This window comes from Mycobacterium sp. IDUB_24 (genome assembly GCF_055419385.1).
Genome location: NZ_JBVAXO010000010.1, coordinates 98,613 through 115,306 on the forward strand (window position 1 = coordinate 98,613; position 16,694 = coordinate 115,306).

22 protein-coding genes are annotated in these 16,694 nt (G+C 66.0%); 8 read left to right on the top strand and 14 right to left on the bottom strand.

Annotated elements, in window-relative coordinates; genetic code table 11:
- Positions 1 to 8: 8 nt before the first annotated feature.
- The 5 genes from ACZYZF_RS28785 (at position 9) to ACZYZF_RS28805 (ending at position 3,641) form a co-directional block, all read left to right on the top strand.
- Positions 9 to 482 carry a hypothetical protein gene (locus tag ACZYZF_RS28785; protein ID WP_463744703.1) on the top strand — a complete coding sequence of 158 codons (474 nt, stop codon included), beginning with the start codon at positions 9 to 11 and terminating at the stop codon, positions 480 to 482.
- Complete coding sequence (locus ACZYZF_RS28790; RefSeq protein WP_463744704.1) at positions 482 to 1,711, top strand: Nramp family divalent metal transporter; 1,230 nt, start codon at positions 482 to 484, stop codon at positions 1,709 to 1,711. The genes ACZYZF_RS28785 and ACZYZF_RS28790 overlap by 1 nt, the downstream gene beginning before the upstream one ends.
- Positions 1,708 to 2,073 carry a PRC-barrel domain-containing protein gene (locus ACZYZF_RS28795; RefSeq protein ID WP_463744705.1) on the top strand — a complete coding sequence of 122 codons (366 nt, stop codon included), beginning with the start codon at positions 1,708 to 1,710 and terminating at the stop codon, positions 2,071 to 2,073. The genes ACZYZF_RS28790 and ACZYZF_RS28795 overlap by 4 nt, the downstream gene beginning before the upstream one ends.
- On the top strand, positions 2,060 to 2,398 hold the full coding sequence (locus ACZYZF_RS28800; protein ID WP_463744706.1) for a hypothetical protein: 339 nt from the start codon (positions 2,060 to 2,062) through the stop codon (positions 2,396 to 2,398). Before ACZYZF_RS28795 ends, ACZYZF_RS28800 begins: the two co-directional genes overlap by 14 nt.
- A 223-nt stretch (positions 2,399 to 2,621) precedes the next feature.
- Positions 2,622 to 3,641 (top strand): iron-containing redox enzyme family protein, encoded by a 1,020-nt coding sequence (locus tag ACZYZF_RS28805; protein WP_463745277.1) that lies wholly within the window; start codon positions 2,622 to 2,624, stop codon positions 3,639 to 3,641.
- Here ACZYZF_RS28805 and ACZYZF_RS28810 read toward each other — a convergent pair.
- Both ACZYZF_RS28810 and ACZYZF_RS28815 read right to left on the bottom strand, forming a co-directional pair.
- A complete protein-coding gene (locus ACZYZF_RS28810; protein WP_463744707.1) occupies positions 3,621 to 3,827 on the bottom strand; it encodes a CDGSH iron-sulfur domain-containing protein in 207 nt (68 codons plus the stop codon). The two genes, ACZYZF_RS28805 and ACZYZF_RS28810, sit on opposite strands and share 21 nt — an antisense overlap.
- Positions 3,824 to 4,501, bottom strand: a complete 678-nt coding sequence (locus tag ACZYZF_RS28815) for a HemK2/MTQ2 family protein methyltransferase (RefSeq protein ID WP_463744708.1) — start codon at positions 4,499 to 4,501, stop codon at positions 3,824 to 3,826. Before ACZYZF_RS28815 ends, ACZYZF_RS28810 begins: the two co-directional genes overlap by 4 nt.
- A gap of 129 nt (positions 4,502 to 4,630) precedes the next feature.
- On the opposite strand from ACZYZF_RS28815, the gene mbp1 reads away from it, so the two are divergent.
- Positions 4,631 to 4,873: a microaggregate-binding protein 1 gene (gene mbp1, locus ACZYZF_RS28820; protein WP_064928832.1), complete on the top strand. Its 243-nt coding sequence runs from the start codon at positions 4,631 to 4,633 to the stop codon at positions 4,871 to 4,873.
- Positions 4,874 to 4,960: 87 nt separating this feature from the next.
- On the opposite strand, the gene usfY is transcribed toward mbp1, so the two are convergent.
- From usfY to ACZYZF_RS28840, 4 genes are read right to left on the bottom strand one after another with little or no spacing between them, the layout of a single operon-like run.
- Positions 4,961 to 5,269 (bottom strand): protein UsfY, encoded by a 309-nt coding sequence (usfY, locus tag ACZYZF_RS28825; protein WP_463744709.1) that lies wholly within the window; start codon positions 5,267 to 5,269, stop codon positions 4,961 to 4,963.
- A 12-nt stretch (positions 5,270 to 5,281) separates the two neighbouring features.
- A complete protein-coding gene (locus tag ACZYZF_RS28830; RefSeq protein WP_463837514.1) occupies positions 5,282 to 5,899 on the bottom strand; it encodes a flavodoxin family protein in 618 nt (205 codons plus the stop codon).
- Positions 5,900 to 5,912: 13 nt separating this feature from the next.
- Complete coding sequence (locus tag ACZYZF_RS28835; RefSeq protein WP_463744711.1) at positions 5,913 to 6,155, bottom strand: hypothetical protein; 243 nt, start codon at positions 6,153 to 6,155, stop codon at positions 5,913 to 5,915.
- 59 nt (positions 6,156 to 6,214) lie between these two features.
- On the bottom strand, positions 6,215 to 6,901 hold the full coding sequence (locus ACZYZF_RS28840) for a PAS and ANTAR domain-containing protein (RefSeq protein ID WP_463744712.1): 687 nt from the start codon (positions 6,899 to 6,901) through the stop codon (positions 6,215 to 6,217).
- A 72-nt stretch (positions 6,902 to 6,973) separates the two neighbouring features.
- Between ACZYZF_RS28840 and ACZYZF_RS28845 the strand changes: the two genes are divergently transcribed.
- Positions 6,974 to 7,561 (top strand): restriction endonuclease, encoded by a 588-nt coding sequence (locus tag ACZYZF_RS28845; RefSeq protein WP_463744713.1) that lies wholly within the window; start codon positions 6,974 to 6,976, stop codon positions 7,559 to 7,561.
- On the opposite strand, the gene lat is transcribed toward ACZYZF_RS28845, so the two are convergent.
- The gene (gene lat / locus ACZYZF_RS28850; protein WP_463837515.1) at positions 7,558 to 8,892 is read right to left on the bottom strand and encodes an L-lysine 6-transaminase; all 1,335 of its coding nucleotides are present in this window, start codon (positions 8,890 to 8,892) and stop codon (positions 7,558 to 7,560) included. The two genes, ACZYZF_RS28845 and lat, sit on opposite strands and share 4 nt — an antisense overlap.
- A gap of 52 nt (positions 8,893 to 8,944) precedes the next feature.
- Positions 8,945 to 9,409, bottom strand: a complete 465-nt coding sequence (locus tag ACZYZF_RS28855) for an Lrp/AsnC family transcriptional regulator (RefSeq protein WP_463744715.1) — start codon at positions 9,407 to 9,409, stop codon at positions 8,945 to 8,947.
- Between the two features lie 42 nt (positions 9,410 to 9,451).
- Here ACZYZF_RS28855 and amaB point away from each other — a divergent pair, with 42 nt between their 5' ends.
- Positions 9,452 to 11,002, top strand: coding sequence for an L-piperidine-6-carboxylate dehydrogenase (gene amaB, locus ACZYZF_RS28860; RefSeq protein ID WP_463744716.1), 1,551 nt, complete (start codon positions 9,452 to 9,454; stop codon positions 11,000 to 11,002).
- On the opposite strand, the gene ACZYZF_RS28865 is transcribed toward amaB, so the two are convergent.
- From ACZYZF_RS28865 to allB, 6 genes are read right to left on the bottom strand one after another with little or no spacing between them, the layout of a single operon-like run.
- The gene (locus ACZYZF_RS28865; RefSeq protein WP_463837516.1) at positions 10,970 to 12,232 is read right to left on the bottom strand and encodes an amidohydrolase family protein; all 1,263 of its coding nucleotides are present in this window, start codon (positions 12,230 to 12,232) and stop codon (positions 10,970 to 10,972) included. The two genes, amaB and ACZYZF_RS28865, sit on opposite strands and share 33 nt — an antisense overlap.
- 25 nt (positions 12,233 to 12,257) lie before the next feature.
- Positions 12,258 to 13,319 carry an acetamidase/formamidase family protein gene (locus ACZYZF_RS28870; RefSeq protein WP_463837517.1) on the bottom strand — a complete coding sequence of 354 codons (1,062 nt, stop codon included), beginning with the start codon at positions 13,317 to 13,319 and terminating at the stop codon, positions 12,258 to 12,260.
- Entirely contained in the window at positions 13,319 to 13,720 is a 402-nt protein-coding gene (locus ACZYZF_RS28875; protein ID WP_463837518.1) for an allophanate hydrolase-related protein, read from the bottom strand. Before ACZYZF_RS28875 ends, ACZYZF_RS28870 begins: the two co-directional genes overlap by 1 nt.
- 24 nt (positions 13,721 to 13,744) lie before the next feature.
- Complete coding sequence (locus ACZYZF_RS28880) at positions 13,745 to 14,401, bottom strand: GntR family transcriptional regulator (protein WP_463837520.1); 657 nt, start codon at positions 14,399 to 14,401, stop codon at positions 13,745 to 13,747.
- 10 nt (positions 14,402 to 14,411) lie between these two features.
- Positions 14,412 to 15,293, bottom strand: coding sequence for a hypothetical protein (locus ACZYZF_RS28885; protein WP_463744721.1), 882 nt, complete (start codon positions 15,291 to 15,293; stop codon positions 14,412 to 14,414).
- The gene (allB, locus tag ACZYZF_RS28890; protein WP_463837521.1) at positions 15,290 to 16,654 is read right to left on the bottom strand and encodes an allantoinase AllB; all 1,365 of its coding nucleotides are present in this window, start codon (positions 16,652 to 16,654) and stop codon (positions 15,290 to 15,292) included. The genes ACZYZF_RS28885 and allB overlap by 4 nt, the downstream gene beginning before the upstream one ends.
- Between the last annotated feature and the right edge of the window lie 40 nt (positions 16,655 to 16,694).

Sequence of the window (16,694 nt, forward strand, 5' to 3'; positions counted from 1 at the left end):
AGCGCACCGTGGCCGACGAAGGAGATGCCGAAGACAAACCGCGACGAATACGGGCGGCGCTGCTTGCCGCCCTTCTGGTGGTCTCGCTGGGTCTGCTGCTGACCCGGTGCCCGGCCAACCGCGACGGCATGCCCGGCCAGCTCGCCCAGAGCATGGAAGAGACGGTGGCCGCGGCTCGTAGCGGCGCCTACGCACTGGACCTCCGGATGCGTGACCGGTCCACGCCGCAACTGGTCAGCGTCCAGATCTCCGATGCCCGGGACGAGATCGCCAAGGCTTACAAGGGAATTGCCGATCTCAAGGCCGACGATCCGGTCGACCTCGACCGCCAGCGGATGCTCACCGAAGCCCAGACCACGTTGATCGGCCAACTCAACACCGCCTCGGCCCGGGTCCGCGAGGTGGCCGCCGAGCCCGAGCTGTCCGCGCTGCGCGGCCAACTGCTGACGTCGGCCGCCGCTCTGGAAAACGGCTACCGCTGATGAAGAAGTTTTTTGCGGTAGCGCTGGGAATTCTGACCGCGATCGGCGGGTTCCTCGACATCGGCGATCTGGTGATGAATGCGGTGGTCGGTTCCCGCTTCGGGTTGGCACTGGTCTGGGTGGTGCTCGTCGGCGTGATCGGGATCTGCCTGTTCGCCCAGATGGCGGGCCGGGTAGCAGCGGTGAGCGGGCGCGCCACCTTCGAGATCATCCGGGAACGATTGGGGCCGCGGACCGCGGCGGCGAACCTGACGGCCTCGTTCCTGATCAATCTGATGACCTTGACAGCCGAGATCGGCGGCGTCGCCCTGGCGCTGCAACTGGCGACGGACGTCGGGCGGATGATGTGGATACCGGTGGCGGCTTTCGCGGTGTGGCTGGTGATCTGGCGGGTCAAGTTCTCGGTGATGGAGAACACCGCCGGTCTGGCCGGGCTGTGCCTGATTGTCTTCGCCGTGGCCGTCTTTGCCCTGCAACCACATTGGGGCGCGCTGGCCCAGCAGGCGACGCAACCGGTGATTCCCGAGTCCGAGTCCTCGGCGACCTACTGGTACTACGCGATCGCGTTGTTCGGGGCCGCGATGACTCCGTACGAGGTGTTCTTCTTCTCCTCCGGTGCCGTTGAAGAGCATTGGAAGACAAAAGATCTCGGAGTGTCACGGCTCAACGTCCTCATCGGGTTTCCGCTCGGCGGCATCCTATCGGTGTCCATCGCCGCCTGTGCCACCTTGGTGCTGTTACCGAAGCAGATCGAGGTGACGTCACTGTCTCAGGTGGTGATGCCTGTCGTGGAGGCCGGCGGCAAGCTGGCGCTGGCGTTCGCGATCGTGGGCATCGTGGCTGCCACATTCGGTGCGGCCCTTGAGACCACGCTGTCCAGTGGCTACACCCTGGCGCAGTTCTTCGGGTGGCCGTGGGGCAAGTTTCGTCGTCCGGCCGAAGCGTCGCGCTTCCACGTGGTGATGTTCGTGAGCATCGTCGTGGGTGCTGCCGTCCTGTTCACCGGCGTCGACCCCGTGATGGTCACCGAGTATTCCGTGGTGTTCTCGGCCATCGCACTCCCGCTGACCTACCTGCCCATCCTCATCGTGGCCAACGATCCGGAGTACATGGGCGACAAGACGAACGGAAGGCTGCTCAACATGTTCGGTTCCGTGTACCTGGTGATCATCGTGGCCGCATCGCTGGCTGCCATACCGCTGATGATCGTGACGGGGGCGGGCCAATGAGCATTGTCGACGCGCGCCTGCACCTGTTGGATCGGCAGCTGCTCGATGATGACGGTGCCCCGGTCGGCATCGTCGACGATCTGGAACTCGACGGCGTCGAGGCCGATGTGGACATCGAACCGGACAGCCCGCCGCCGCGCGTCACCGCGATACTTACCGGGCAAGTGGTGATGACCCGCATCCTCGGTGGCGCCCCGCCGCGAACGCTGTTGCACGAAATCCCTTGGAAACAAGTCGCTTCGATCGGCGTGACCGTGCAGGTGACGGCTCCCGAACTGCCGTCGGACACCGTCTGGGTAGAGCGTTGGCTGCGCGACCACATCGTCGCCCGCATCCCGGGAGGGCGTCATGCAGCTGAGTAACCTGCTCGGGCTCCGCGTGCTGGACGCCGGGCACCACCCGGTCGGAACCGTCATCGATGTCCGGCTCAGGATCGCCGACGACGGCGCGGATCATCCGGGCAGTCCAGAACTGACCGGCCTGGTGATCAGTCCCCGTACCCGCTCGTCCTACCTGGGTTACGAGCGCACCGGCCTCGACGCGCCCTGGCTCATCGCGACCATCGCCGCATGGCGCCATCGCGGGACCTTCCTGGCAGCCTGGAACGATGTGGGCAGAGTCGGATCCGACCACATCACGCTGCGTGTTGGGTATACCCGGCGCTCGCCGGCCCTGTCGAGTCGGTAACCGCATCGCTGTGGCGCTGCCACAGCCATTCGGTCAGCGCGTACTCGCTGAGGGCCTGCCGGTGCTGACGCTCGATGGCGTCGCCGATCCGCTCGAAAAGGTGCGCTGGTCCGGCCATGTTTCTCACCTCGACTCCAACAGCTTGTTGGATACCCCGGCAGGTACCCGGACAAACCGACAGACGGGTTTACCCCACGCCGCCGACGGGCATACCTCTTGCGCCATGACGACGCCTCCACCCCTCTTACAGCCAGGGCTTCCGCTCGCGAAGGGACCGATCTCTGCCGCCCTGATCGAGCGGCTCGGCGATCGGGCACCGTACAACCACCTCGAACCGGTGTGGATCCCCCTGCGCGATTCCGATCCTCTGGGCCTGGATGTGCAACTCGCGCTGTACATCTGCTACGAACTGCACTATCGAGGCTTCGTCGGCGTCGATCAGGACTGGGAATGGAACGCGGGCCTGTTGCACCTACGCTCGCAGTTCGAACGAATATTTCTCGCGGCGGTCCGGCGCGAGGTCGGCGGAATCGATCCTGACGACACCGCCGAACGCGAGATGGCGCGCTTGTCGGTCGAACCCGTCGACGGAACGGGTCCGTCTCATCACCTGAGCGGCGAGGGCACCTGGGACCAGATGCGCGAGTACTTCGTGCACCGGTCGTTGTACCACCTCAAAGAGGGTGACCCGCACGCCTGGCTGATCCCACGCCTTTGCGGCCAGGCGAAAGCCTCCTTCGTCGCCGTCGAGTACGACGAATACGGGGCAGGGTCGTCCGATCGCCTTCATCAGAACCTCTTCGCCGACCTCATGCGCGAGGCCGAGCTGGACGACCGCTATCTCGGCTATCTGGACGCGGTACCGGCTGAAAGCCTCGCGTTGGTCAATCTCATGTCCATGTTCGGCTTGCACCGACGGTTGCGCGGCGCCGCCGCTGGCCATTTCGCGGCAACCGAGATCACGTCCTCGCCTGGATCGCAGCGCATGGTGGCAGCCCTGGAACGAATGGACGCGCCCGAGGCATGCGTTCGGTTCTACCGCGAGCACGTCGAAGCCGACGCGGTACACGAGCAGGTCGTCCGGCACGACGTGGTGGGCGACCTCGTGCGGCGCGAACCGGCGCTCGACTCCGACGTGGTGTTCGGGATACGGGCCTTTGCCGCCATGGAGGACAGGTTGGCCGATCACCTGATGAAATGCTGGCTCGCGGAGCGTAGTTCGCTATGTCGGCCGCTGGCTTGACGTCCGCTTGACCTTGCGGTGGCTGGTGTCACACAACGGATAGGTCTTGGACCGGCGACAGGTACAGATGGCCACCATGAACCGATCTGATTCGACGGTGCTCCCGTCGGGCAGTTCGATCCGCACCGGCCCCTCGACGAGGATCGGCCCGCCCTGGATCACGCGTACTGCCCGCTGCTCGGTCATGGCTTGTCCGCCCGGATGACGACCAGGTCCTCTTCTGTCCTGTCATCGGTCAAACGCCCGGTATCGCGCAGCCAAGGAGTTTGTAGGTGCAGCACGGGGCCGAACGGAATCCGTTGGGTGACATAGACGTCCGCATCGAGGCCGCCCGCACGTAACAGCCTCACCGACTCGGCGACGTCGGCGAACTCGGATTGGACCAGAAACAAGGACCCGCCCTCGGCCATGATCCCAGCGGCCGAGCGGCACAGCGGGTCGAGTACCAGCCGGCCGTCCGGGCCACCGTTCCAGGAGTCCATCGGACCGGTCGACACGACCACTTCGGCAGAGGTCTCCGGCCCTACCGGAACGTAGGGCGGGTTGCAGACCACGATGTCGAACGGTTCGTGTTCCAGCGCCTGGGTCCACGAGCCGAGTCTGGCATCGACGTCCACCTGTGCGGCCAGCGCGTTGGCCTGCGTACAGTGCACCGCGCTGGGCGAAATATCCAGCGCGGTAACCTTACTGGCGCCCATCTCGGCGGCGGCCACGGCGACGACTCCGCTCCCGGCGCACAGATCCACCACCCGGCGGCCTGCCACCGCACCGTCGCGCATGAGCGCATCAATCAGCAGCCATGAGTCCTGCTGCGGTCGGTAAACGTTCTCAGCGCCAACGGCGATGCTTCCGGAAATCACCTCTATTCGATACCCAACCGAGCGGTCTGCAAACGTCACGTTTAGCCCCGCCGCATCCGGGAAATCCAGGGGGTGCGTGGAGAAGCCGCGTGGAATGACCAATCCACTCCAGTAGCGGAAAGGTAAAGCATGACCGAGAAGAACTCAGGACCTGAAGAAGGCATCAAGGGCGTCGTCGAGGACGTCAAGGGCAAGGCCAAGGAAGCTGTCGGTACCGTCACCGGCCGCGAGGACCTCGTGCGCGAGGGCAAAGCCCAGCAGGACAAGGCCGACGCCCAACAGGATGCCGCCAAAAAGGAAGCCGAAGCCGAATCGGCTCGGGCAGGTGCCAAGGCCGCCGAAAAGCGTGAGCAGGCGAACCAGCGGCCCTAGTCCGAACTTGATTGAAGAGATGGCCCCGCCAATGGTGGCGGGGCCATCTCGCGTTCTCGTGTTGTGACGATTTTGACGGTTTTGACGTCAGCTGTTGGGCGCTTGCCTGATCACATCGGGATGTTCTGCGTACCAACGTTCTTCGAGGCGCCGCACACGTAGGTGCGCGATCGCGAGCCACAGGCCGCCGGCCAGCAGACCCACCGCCGCCAGAATCGCCAGCACCACCCCTACCCCGGTGTTGCCCGTTGCGAAGCCGAACAGACACGCGACGAACATCACGACACCGAAGCCGATCAGGACCAGTGCAGGCATGTTGCGGTTGTCCTTCATCGCCTCACCGGCATGCGGCCGGGTCGTCCTGGTGTGGTCGACAGGGTCGTCAGGACCTTTCATCGTTTCTCCCTCTCACTCGTAGCGCGGGTACTGGCCCACCTTGAGCAATCCGGCCAGGTGCGCGGCGTTGCGGGCCGCCGCGCCGGTTGCATCGGCGACGGGACTGGGCACTTCGTCGAGATCCAGATAATCGGTGCCGTGCATGGCCTCGCCGTTCCAATACGTACAGCCCTGCGCCGGGATCGTGTAGCCGATGTCGTTTAGCGCCTGGAAGAGATCGGCCACGGTCTTGTGTGCACCGTCTTCGTTTCCGACAACCGACACGAGCGCCACCTTGCCCGCCACCACCGGACGACCGGCGTCGTCGGTGTTCGACAGTTCGGCGTCGAGCCGCTCCAGGACGCGCTGCGCGATGCTCGACGGGTGGCCGAGCCACACCGGGGTCGACAACAGCAGGATGTCGGCGTCGAGAATTTTCTTCCGAATTTCGGGCCACTGGTCATCGCCGCCCATGTCGGTTTCGACCCCGGGTGCGATGACGAAGTCGGCACACCGCAGCGACTCGGTGCCGACCCCGAGTACGCCGAGATTGTCGCAGACCTGCTCGGCGATCAGTTCGCTGCTGGACTCGGCCGGCCGACGCTTGAGGCTGCAGACGAGGGCCAGTGCGGACAGCGCCGGGGCCGTCATCGCTCAACTCCCCTCAGCCGGCGCGCTGACGGTCGACAAGCTCAGAATGTCCGGATTCTCTAGCGCAGTGAGCGCAGCAGTACACCGATTTGCCCGCCTCAACCCCGTGGCCCAGGATCCGGCAGCCGCAGTGCGCGCACTCAGGGGCGACCCGAACCGCCGCGCACTCGACGCTGTCGAACGTCTCGGTGTGACCGTCCCAGCTCACAGTGAAGGCTTTGTCGTAGTCATTCCCACAGGTAGCACATGTCGCCATCGCTCAACTCCCCGCTCGCTTTACATCAGCGACGGAAGTCTTCCCGGGACCGGGAGGTGCTAAACCTCCGGGCTGACCCGGCGGTGAGCGGTGAGCAGTAACCGGTCGAACACCACGCGGTCCGGAAGTGTCTCGGTGTAATCGAGATTCAGGAAATCCTGTGCCAGCTGCTCGGCCAGCAGGCGCAGCTTGGTGTTGGTTTCCTGTGAACGCCATTTCAACAGCTCGAACGCCGCGTCTTCATCGATCCGGTAGATCAGCATCAGCATGCCTTTGGCCTGCTCGATCGCGCTGCGGGCCTCGGCGATCTCGGCCACCACTTCGCTGACGGCCTGCTGTTGTGCCTGCGCCAGCGCCGGCGAGACGTCGACGTAGAAGCCGTGCGTTCCGATCACCGCACCGGTGTCGTCGAAGATCTGATCGCCGACCACCACGACGTGGTGGACATCGCCGGCGACATCGACGATCCGGTGCCGGGTGCTGAACGCGCCCGAGGTACGCCGGATCTCCAGCAGTGTCGCGGCCACCTGCCCGTAGTCGTCGGGGTGCTTGTGTGAGAGCACCAGTTCGGTGGTCGGATTCGCGGTGCCCGGCTCGTAGCCGTGCATCCGCTCCACCTGGGGCGACCATTCCCAGCGCTCGTCGGCGAAGTAGAACCGGAACCAACCGACGCGCTGCGGCTCGCCCCCGGCGAGCGCGTGCTCGATCGGTGACTCGGGGGTCCACGCTGCCGAATCACTCGTCACCGAGTGAGCCTATCGCGCCGACCTGGCAGCGACTCACCGTATTTGTCACACGTGACATTTACATTCGACCTCGTGAGACGGCTCAGGATCAAACTCTTCATCGCAGCCGGCGCGGCGGCCGCGGTCGCAAGTCACCTGGCCGGGGTCGACACGGCCTGGAGCCTGGCGATCGGCGGCGCGGTGCCGCTGGCGCTGGCGGGCACTCCGAGGTTCCTGCTGGGCGCATTCCACGGCACCCGCACCCCCGGTGCTCGCGAGCAATCGGCGACCGAGATGACCGGGCTGGAGTTCGAAGATCACGTGGCCCACGTGGCACGGAAATCTGGGCTGCCGGTGATCATGACCCCGCTCACCGGGGACTGGGGCGTGGATCTGATCGTCGGACACCGGCCTCACCGTATTGCCGTGCAGTGCAAACGACTGTCACGGCCGGTCGGCGCGGGTGCCGTGCAGGAGGTGGTCGCGGGAGCGCCGATGCAGGATTGCGCCAGGACCATGGTGGTCACCAACAACGAATTCACGCCGGCCGCACGGAAACTCGCCCAGCTTCACGGCTGCGAGTTGGTGGGCGGGGCCGACCTGCCCAGACTCAAATCGATTCTGCGCCGCGCGGCAGCTCCAGAACCGGCGATGGACCCGGCCGCGGACAGCGGGCCCTAACCCGCCAGCGGCGATCTCAGCGCCGCGCGAACGGCTTCCAGGCACGCGTCGATCTCCTGGCGGGTCACGGTCAGCGCCGGGCGGAACCGCACCGAGTCGGTGCCGCTCGGCAGCATGATGACGTGGCTGTGCCACAGCCGGCGGATCAGCTCGTCGCGCGCGGCGGACGTGGGCAGACTGAAGGCACACATCAGGCCACGGCCACGGGGGTCGAGTACGGTGTCGGCGAAGTCCGCTGCCAGCCTGTGTAACTGATCGCGGAGATAGTCACCGGTCACAGCGGCGTTGCGCAACAAATCGTCCGATTCGATGACCTCGAGGATTCGACGCGAACGCACCATGTCCACCAGGTTGCCGCCCCACGTCGAGTTGATCCGCGAGCTCACGGTGAACACGTTGTCGGCGACCTCGTCGACTCGCCGGCCGGCCATCAACCCACACACCTGAGTTTTCTTCCCAAATGCGACCACGTCCGGGGCGACCCCCAATTGCTGATAGGCCCAGGCAGTTCCGGTGATGCCGCACCCGGTCTGGACTTCGTCGAAGATCAGCAGGGCGTCGAACTCGTCGCACAGTTCCCGCATCGCCGCGAAGAACTGCGGTCGCATGTGCCGGTCACCACCCTCGCCCTGGATCGGCTCGGCGATGAAGCAGGCGATGTCGTGCGGGTTGGCCTCGAATGCGGCCCTTGCCTGACGTAGCGAATCAGCTTCGAGCGCAGCGCTGTCCACACCCGGACGCAGGTACGGCGCATCGATGCGTGGCCAGTCGAACTTCGGGAAACGGGCCACCTTGACGGGATCGGTGTTGGTCAGCGACATCGTGTATCCGCTGCGGCCATGGAACGCTCCGCGCAGATGCAGCACCTTGGTACCGAGGTCGGGGTCGATCCCGCGGGCCTCGTTGTGGCGGCTCTTCCAGTCGAATGCCACTTTGAGTGCATTCTCGACCGCCAACGCCCCGCCGTCGACGAAGAACAGATGCGGCAGGTCCGGATCGCCGAGCACCCGGCGGAAAGCCTCGACGAAGCGGGCCAACGGCACGCTGTAGATGTCGGAATTGCTCGGCTTGTTCACCGCGACCCGGGCCAGCTCGGCACGGAAGTCTCCGTCGTCGGCCAACGCCGGATGGTTCATCCCCAGTGCGGATGAGGCGAAGAAGGTGAACATGTCCAGGAACCGGGCGCCGGTGCGCGCATCCACCAGATGCGACCCACGGGAACGGTCCAGGTCGAGGACGAAATCGAAGCCGTCGGTCAGGATGCTGCGCGCGAGGACGGCCCGCACCCGGTCAGGAGTTACGCGTGGCGTGGACGTCAGCACTGCGGTCATGGCGCCATCTTAACGGAATTTTTATGGCCACATCCCACTGCAACCGTAACGGTTACGGAACATAGTCTCGTCCACTGTAAAATGTCTGCAAAATGATCGTGCTTCGAGTGCGGACGTTGGCCGCGGTCCTGATCCGCTGGAGCAGGTCCTCCAAGGCCCGGGCCGAGGCGACCCGGACCAGCAGGACGTAGCTCTCCTCACCGGCCACCGAGTGGCACGATTCTATTTCGGGGATGCCCTGCAAGCGGGCAGGCGCATCATCGGGTTGGGACGGGTCGAGAGGAGTGATGGCGACGAACGCGGAGAGCATGTTGCCCAGCGCTTCGGGATTGAGCCGCGCCGCATATCCGGTGACCACTCCGCGCGACTCCAGGCGGCGCACGCGCGCCTGCACCGCCGACACCGACAACCCGGCCGCGGATGCAAGGTGCGCCAGCGTGGCCCTGCCGTCGGCGGCGAGCGCGCGGACCAGGATCCGGTCGGTGTCGTCCAGCACGTGTTCGTCGGCTTCACCCATGGCCCGCACTGTAACTCCTCGGCAACCCCAGAAAGGCACACGATGACCACCACCGAACGGACCGATCTCCCCACCGCAGAGGAGCTGCGCAGGCGGGTACGGCTGGCCCTGTCGGCCATCGGCTCGGACATCGCACTGGGCGAACCGAGCACTCCGGGCCCCGGCCTGCATGCCAGCACACCGATCAGCGGGGACGTGCTGTTCACCCTTTTCGAGGACAGTAGTGAGCAGGCCGATGCCGCGATCACCGCTGCCGCACAAGCCTTCTCGACGTGGCGAACCACTCCGGCACCGGTCCGCGGCGCGTTGGTGGCACGCCTTGGTGAGTTGCTCATCGAGCACAAGGACGATCTGGCGACGCTGGTGACGGTGGAGGCAGGCAAGATCACCTCCGAGGCGCGGGGCGAGGTGCAGGAGATGATCGACATCTGCCAGTTCGCAGTCGGCCTGTCGCGCCAGTTGTACGGCCGCACCATCGCTTCCGAACGCCCCGGGCACCGCCTGATGGAGACCTGGCACCCGCTGGGCGTCGTGGGCGTGATCACCGCGTTCAACTTTCCGGTCGCGGTGTGGTCGTGGAACACCGCGATCGCTCTGGTCTGCGGCGACACCGTGGTGTGGAAACCGTCGGAGCTCACTCCTCTGACCGCGATCGCATGTCAGGCCCTGATCGAGCGCGCCGCATCGGACGTGGGCGCACCACCGACGGTGAGCCGGCTCATCCTCGGCGGGCGCGAGTTGGGTGAACAACTGGTCGACGATGCACGGGTGTCGCTGGTCAGCGCGACCGGGTCGGTGCGGATGGGTCAGCAGGTCGGACCACGTGTCGCAGCGCGGTTCGGCAAGGTGCTGCTTGAGCTGGGCGGCAACAACGCCGCGATCGTGACGCCCTCGGCCGATCCGGACCTCGCGGTGCGGGCCATCGTGTTCTCGGCCGCGGGTACCGCCGGTCAACGCTGCACGACGCTGCGCCGGTTGATCGTGCACTCGTCGGTCGCCGATGACCTGGTGTCCCGGATCGTCTCGGCCTACCGGAGCCTTCCCGTGGGCGATCCGAGCGTGGACGGCACCCTGGTCGGCCCACTCATCCACACCAGGGCCTACCGGGACATGGTCGGGGCGCTGGAGCAGGCCCGCGCCGATGGTGGCGAGGTTTTCGGCGGTGAGCGTCATGACCTCGGCGACGAGGGCGCGTTCTACGTCTCGCCCGCGGTGGTGCGGATGCCGGCACAGACCGACATCGTGCACACCGAGACCTTCGCGCCGATCCTCTACGTCATGACCTACGACGATATCGACGATGCGATCGCCCTGAACAACGCAGTACCACAGGGACTTTCGTCGGCGATCTTCACCACCGACGTGCGCGAGGCCGAGCGGTTCATGGCGGCCGACGGATCCGACTGCGGCATCGCCAACGTCAACATCGGTACCTCGGGAGCCGAGATCGGCGGTGCGTTCGGCGGCGAGAAGCACACCGGCGGTGGCCGCGAGTCCGGGTCAGATGCGTGGAAGGCGTACATGCGCCGGGCCACCAACACCGTCAACTACTCCTCGGAGCTACCGCTGGCCCAGGGCGTCCATTTCGGCTGAGCGGCCGACGTGCGTCACAGCACAGGATCGGCTGGTGCGACTGATCGACACGAGGCGGCCCCGGCTCAGCACCATTCGATCCTGCGGGGCGCCGGCCACCGCCTCCTCCAAGCTCGATGCCCGGATGGCCAGCAGCTCCGCGGACAGGCCGGCAGCCACCCCCGCCACCGGCAGACCCATGATGTCGCGTGCCCCCGCACTGACAGCGTGGTAAGCCTCACTGACCGACAAGTGCCCCGCCGCCACCAGCAGCATCGCGGTCTCGAGTGCGTCGCTGCGGCCCAGCGGGTTGTAGGGGTCGCGGACGTTGTCCGCGCCGCCCGCAACGCGCACACCGGCGTCCAACAACGCCCGAACGGCGGTCAGTCCGCGCGGCGTGGCGACCGGATCGGCCCAGCCTTGCAGGTACAGATTGGTGATCGGGAGGCTGACGATGCCGACGTCACTGAGTTTCACCGCACGGATCACCCGATCGAGCACGTCGGCTTGCACCATCCCCAGACTGACGCAATGCCCGGCCGTCACCGGCATCGACTTCGGCCAGTCCCGTACCGAATGGGCGAGTTCTTCCAGCGTCAGCATCATCGGGTTGAGCTGTTCGTCGGTATGCATGTCGACGCCGACATTGCGGGCCCGCGCAATCGCCAACAACCGCTGCAGGTTTCCGCTCGGATCCGGGGTCTGGTGCGGATGGCCGCCGACGAATTCGGCGCCGAGATCCAGGGCTGCGTGCACGGCCGCGTCGTCGGCGAAGTACGGCGCCATGACAACGATCTGGATGTCCATGACGGCGGCGAGTTCCTCGCGCACCGCGACCAGCGCGCGGATACCCCGCAGTGGGTCATCACCGCGCAACAGGTTGACGTGCGACCGCACCGCAGTGGTCCCGTTGCCGAGCAACAACAGCGCCGCCCTGCGAGCACGCTCGGCGATGCCCTCGACGGTCAGGGACGGGGTGTGGTTTTCCCACGCGGCGATCGCTGCGCCGAGATCCCCCATCGGCGGCCGGATCTCGTCGAAGGACAGCGCCTTGTCCAGGTGCGCGTGCGGCTCGGCAGGAGCGGTCAGCAGCAGATGCCCGCTGAGGTCGAGGTCATCTCCGACGGCCACCCTCCCCGCGGCGGGGACGACATCGCGCACCCTTTCTCGTTCGAGGTGCACGTCGACGACACGGCCGTCCGGCAGCGTGGCGTTGTGCAATACCGGCACGGCTCGTCCGTGCGCGGTCACCGGTGAACCCTGGGCCATCACAGTCCTAACAGAAGTCGGATTTGCGGATCGTGCAGTGCACACCCTTGACGATGTCGACCACCTGGGTGACCGAAAAGTCGCCGGCCGCACTGAGATAGAGGTATGCCTCGCTGGGCGTCATCCCGGTGTGCGCCGACAGGAAGTCGACCGACAGTTGAGCGCACTGACGCATCGCCTCGTCGAGGCTTTCGTTCATCCCGAGAATGATCCAGTGATCATCGGTGTCGACGAACGGCATGGGCGCACGGGCCGGTGTCAGCGAGGTCACCACCGTGAGGCGTGCCGTGGCCCGTAACGACCCTTCCAGCGCGGTCAGGGCGATCTCGCCGTTGCCCTGCGCGAAGTGAGGATCGCCGAGGTAGAACCCCGCACCGGGCACCTGCACCGGTAGGTACAGCGAGCTGCCGACCACGATGTCCCGCACATCCATGTTGCCCCCGAATGGACCCGGCGGGATGGTGCTGAGCGGCTCCGGACCGGCAGGGGTCACACCACACAGACCCATGAACGGACGGAATCCGATTGTCGCTCGGCCACTGGCGAATTCGAACACGGCACGCGTTCCGGTCCCGTCGAGCCTGCAGAACTTGCTGAACACCGCGGGAATACTGCCGTCGGCTTCTCGTGGCAGCCGATCCGGCAGTGCACCGCGCTGGTGCCTGCTGGAGACGACACCGTACGGGACGCGTGGTCGCAGATCCAGGAAGTCGACGCGTAGCCAATCGCCCGGCTGTGCACCGCGGACGTGAACCGGCCCGAGCACGATATGCGGTGCCTTCGGCGCTACCGGCTTGCGCAGGTCCGACGCTGCCAGATCGATGGCGTCAGTGAGTACGTCGGTGCTCTCGACACCGTGCCGGCCGAAGTAGGCGACCGGGTCACGGCCCTGATCCTCCATCAACCCTTCCTGCGACACGGTGTCGAAGGTGACGGTCCGGCCGCTGTCAACGGTGAGCACCGGTGCCGTGTCAGGGGTGGGAAGCGTTCCCCAACTGATGGTTTCGCTGTTGCACCACAGATAGTGCTCGGCGGTCCCTGGGTCGATCCCGGCCTGCAGGATCGGCATCACCGCGTCCCGGCGGGCTCGCCCAGGTGCTGTCGCCACCCACCACGCGCGGTGATCTCCCGCGCCTGATCATCGTCGGTCGGCAACGATCGGCACACCATACTCAATGCACCGCGGCCGTCTTCGAGTTGGATCACCGAAAGTTCGAGCTCTGCGGGCTCCCGGGGCAACAGATTCTCCCGTAGTTCTGCGTAGGTCATCTCGTAGATCTCCCCGGGCACCGACCAGCCGCCATCGCGCACCGGTGCCAGCCCGGGAAACACATCGCCGAAGGAGAAGAACCGGTAGGCCGGCGCGGTGCGCACCGGACCGACGAACCGGGCCGAGGCCAGGGCATCGTTGAGCGGCCCGCCCGACATGGCCTGGCCGTTGACAAACATCAGGACAGTCTCGTGTGACATGAAAACTCCGTCTGGAAAGTAGGTTCAGCTCAACGTGGTGTTGCCGTGGCCGCGCAGCGCGTGCACGCGCATGGCGGTGGCGGCGCGGTCGAGGTCGCCGCTGGCAAGGTCGTCGAGCAGGGTGCGGTGCTGGGAGATCGGCTCATGGCCCGGCTGCTGGACGTAGTCGTCGGTCGGGTACAGAAACGCCTGGCGTTCCAAGAACGACGACGTGATCGGGCAGAATGCGGCGCGATTGATGGCCATGTGGAACTGCAGATGCGCCATCGCATACTGCGGGCTCACGACGCCGTACTCGCGCATTGCGGCGGCAAGTGGGTTCAGCCCGTCATACAGCGAATCCCAGTCCACTTCACCGCATTTGGCAGTGATCAGCTTCGCCGCGACCTGATCGAACGCGACCCGCAGCTCGTGCAGCTCGGCGCGGGCGGCCGCGTCGACCTCGACCACCACGAGCTGACCGCGCCTCACCCGCTCGACGAGTCCTTCACTCGTCAAGCGCTGCAGCGCTTCACGTATCGGCGTCCGGCTGACCCCGAGATCCTCGGCGATCTCCTCCTCGGTCAGCCGGATACCGCCGGTGTATTCACCGGTGGTGATCTGCTGCCGCAGATAGCGGTACACCCGCTCGCGCACGCTCAGCGGTTCACCCGTGGTGGAAACGGCGAGGGTACTGTCCAACGGACTCATCTCATCCTCGCTTCGCCAGTGCGGCGCGGCACGCGTTCGTCGCGCGCTGCATGAAGGTGCCCGACATCACGTTCATACCCGCTTGCAGCGCCGATGTCTGCAATGCGCTCACCCGGTTGTTCAGGTCGAAGAACTGGTTGCCGGGTGCGGTCAGCCGGCCGAAGTCGAAGGCGAACGGCGTGTCCTCCGAGGCATCGGTCTCCCCCCAGGTCGTGGTGTTGACGAGCAGCGACGGCGGCTCGTCTCCCAGCAGTTCGGCGACCCCGGCCGGGCCGCAGTGCTCGGCGCCGAATCGCCGCGCCCAGGTCGCGAGCGCCTCGACGTTGCGTGCCGAACCGATCAGGCGGGCCAGCGGCCACGCCCGACGGCAGGCCAGCGCCACCGAGTTCGACGAACCGCCCGAACCCAGCACCAGTACCGACTCCGGAGTCCTGCCGCCCATCAGGGTCTCCATGGCTGCCTGGGAAGCCCAGCTGTTGGTGTTGACTCCGACCGCCCCTGCGGATCCGCGAACGATGGTGTCGACCACGCCCGTCTGCGCGGCCGACGTGGTCAAAGTCGGTATCGCAGGAGCCACCTCTTGTTTCCACGGGCTGAGCACCAGTGCCAGAGACCAGCGCGAATCACCCAGTAGCTCAACGGGACTGTCGAAGTGAACGGTGTCGTCCAGGTCGACGTTCTCGGCCAGCAGAGCATCGTGCAGGAGCCTGCCCTTCAGTGCATGCGCGGCGGTGGTGCCGATTCCCGCGATCACGGTCGGATCCGACCCCCCCGATCCTGATGACAATCCGGTTGCGACGCTCCGCACCTCGTCGACGCACTGCGCCACGGCAGCGCGGATCGTCGCTGCGCCGTCGGCCTCCAGGAGAGTCATCCCGGTCATCGCAGCCCCTCCCGTACCGGCTTCACCTGACGGCCCGCGGGCGCACCGATCACCTCGCCTTTCTCGTAGACCAGTTGACCACGCAGATAGGTGGCCACCACACTGCCGGTGAGCTCCCACCCGTGATAGGGCGTGACATTGTGCTTGGAGTGCAGGCCGGCCTGGTCCAGCACCACCTCGGCACCGGAATCGACGAGCACGAGGTCGGCATCGAAACCCGGTGCGATGCGGCCCTTGTCGGCCATCGACCAGCGGCGTGCCGGGGCGTACGAACACAATCGCACGATGTCCTCCACCGTCAGCCGGCCCTTGGCGGCGGCGGTCAGCATCAGCGGGAGCATCGTCTCGACGCCGATGAATCCGCCATAGGCCTTCCACACATCGGTCTCGGCCTGCTCGGTGACGGTGTGCGGAGCGTGGTCGGTTGCGACCACGTCGACATCACCCCGGTCGATGCCCGCCCACAGCGCGGCGACATCGGCCGCCGGGCGGATCGGCGGGTTGAGCTTGATCAGGTTTCCGTAGGTGTCATAGGCACGGTCATCGAGGAACAGATGGGACACCAGGGCTTCGATGCTGACCCGGTGACCCTGAGCCCGCATGTCCATGACGCGTTGCAGTCCCGCGGCGGTCGACAGGTGGTGGATATGCAGCTTCGTCTTGGCCTCGGTGGCCATGGTGATGATCCGGGTGATCGCCTCGACCTCGACGAACGCCGGCCTGCCCTCCAGGTGGGCGCGGGGATCCCGCCTGCCCTCGGCCTTCAACCGGTCCCCGAACATACGCAGCAGGTGGTCGTTCTCGGCGTGGACACCGACCACCAGATCCGCGTCGGCGGCGGCTTCCAGGCCACGGAATATCGCGGCGTCGTTGGGGCAGCGGTTGTCGCCGGTCGTCTGTCCCATGAAGAGCTTGAACCCCATGGCGCCCAGCTCGGCCATACCGGCGATCTCGTCCGCATTGTCGTGATCGAGCATTCCGTAGAGCCCGAAATCCACGAATGCCTTGTTCTTCACCAGATCGAGCTTCTGCTGATAACGCTCCGCTGTGGCGACCGGTGGTTTCGTGTTGGGCATGTCGACAACGGTGGTCACACCGCCGGCGGCCGCCGCCGACGTGCCGCTGGCGAAGTCTTCCTTCTCGGTCATGCCAGGCTCGCGGAGGTGCACATGCACGTCGACCAGGCCGGGAAGCACCAGCAGCCCGGCCGCGTCGACCGTCGGAACCCCTTCCATCGCCAGGTCATCGCCGACGGCGATGACTTTGCCGTCTGCCACAGCGATGTCCTGGCGGCGGCGGCCGTCGTGGGACACCACGGTTCCTCCGGTTACGACGAGATCCGGGGTGAGTGGAGCGGTCATGTCAGACCTTTCTGTTTCGTGCGGTCATTCGATCCGTCGA

What these genes read in the sequence shown, in the direction of transcription:
- ACZYZF_RS28790 (WP_463744704.1), top strand. Translation starts at nt 482, where the DNA reads ATGAAGAAGTTTTTTGCGGTAGCGCTGGGAATTCTGACCGCGATCGGC.
- ACZYZF_RS28795 (WP_463744705.1), top strand. Translation starts at nt 1,708, where the DNA reads ATGAGCATTGTCGACGCGCGCCTGCACCTGTTGGATCGGCAGCTGCTC.
- ACZYZF_RS28800 (WP_463744706.1), top strand. Translation starts at nt 2,060, where the DNA reads ATGCAGCTGAGTAACCTGCTCGGGCTCCGCGTGCTGGACGCCGGGCAC.
- ACZYZF_RS28805 (WP_463745277.1), top strand. Translation starts at nt 2,622, where the DNA reads ATGACGACGCCTCCACCCCTCTTACAGCCAGGGCTTCCGCTCGCGAAG.
- ACZYZF_RS28810 (WP_463744707.1), bottom strand. Translation starts at nt 3,827, where the DNA reads ATGACCGAGCAGCGGGCAGTACGCGTGATCCAGGGCGGGCCGATCCTC.
- mbp1 (WP_064928832.1), top strand. Translation starts at nt 4,631, where the DNA reads ATGACCGAGAAGAACTCAGGACCTGAAGAAGGCATCAAGGGCGTCGTC.
- usfY (WP_463744709.1), bottom strand. Translation starts at nt 5,269, where the DNA reads ATGAAAGGTCCTGACGACCCTGTCGACCACACCAGGACGACCCGGCCG.
- ACZYZF_RS28830 (WP_463837514.1), bottom strand. Translation starts at nt 5,899, where the DNA reads ATGACGGCCCCGGCGCTGTCCGCACTGGCCCTCGTCTGCAGCCTCAAG.
- ACZYZF_RS28835 (WP_463744711.1), bottom strand. Translation starts at nt 6,155, where the DNA reads ATGGCGACATGTGCTACCTGTGGGAATGACTACGACAAAGCCTTCACT.
- lat (WP_463837515.1), bottom strand. Translation starts at nt 8,892, where the DNA reads ATGACCGCAGTGCTGACGTCCACGCCACGCGTAACTCCTGACCGGGTG.
- ACZYZF_RS28855 (WP_463744715.1), bottom strand. Translation starts at nt 9,409, where the DNA reads ATGGGTGAAGCCGACGAACACGTGCTGGACGACACCGACCGGATCCTG.
- amaB (WP_463744716.1), top strand. Translation starts at nt 9,452, where the DNA reads ATGACCACCACCGAACGGACCGATCTCCCCACCGCAGAGGAGCTGCGC.
- ACZYZF_RS28870 (WP_463837517.1), bottom strand. Translation starts at nt 13,319, where the DNA reads ATGCCGATCCTGCAGGCCGGGATCGACCCAGGGACCGCCGAGCACTAT.
- ACZYZF_RS28875 (WP_463837518.1), bottom strand. Translation starts at nt 13,720, where the DNA reads ATGTCACACGAGACTGTCCTGATGTTTGTCAACGGCCAGGCCATGTCG.
- ACZYZF_RS28885 (WP_463744721.1), bottom strand. Translation starts at nt 15,293, where the DNA reads ATGACCGGGATGACTCTCCTGGAGGCCGACGGCGCAGCGACGATCCGC.
- allB (WP_463837521.1), bottom strand. Translation starts at nt 16,654, where the DNA reads ATGACCGCTCCACTCACCCCGGATCTCGTCGTAACCGGAGGAACCGTG.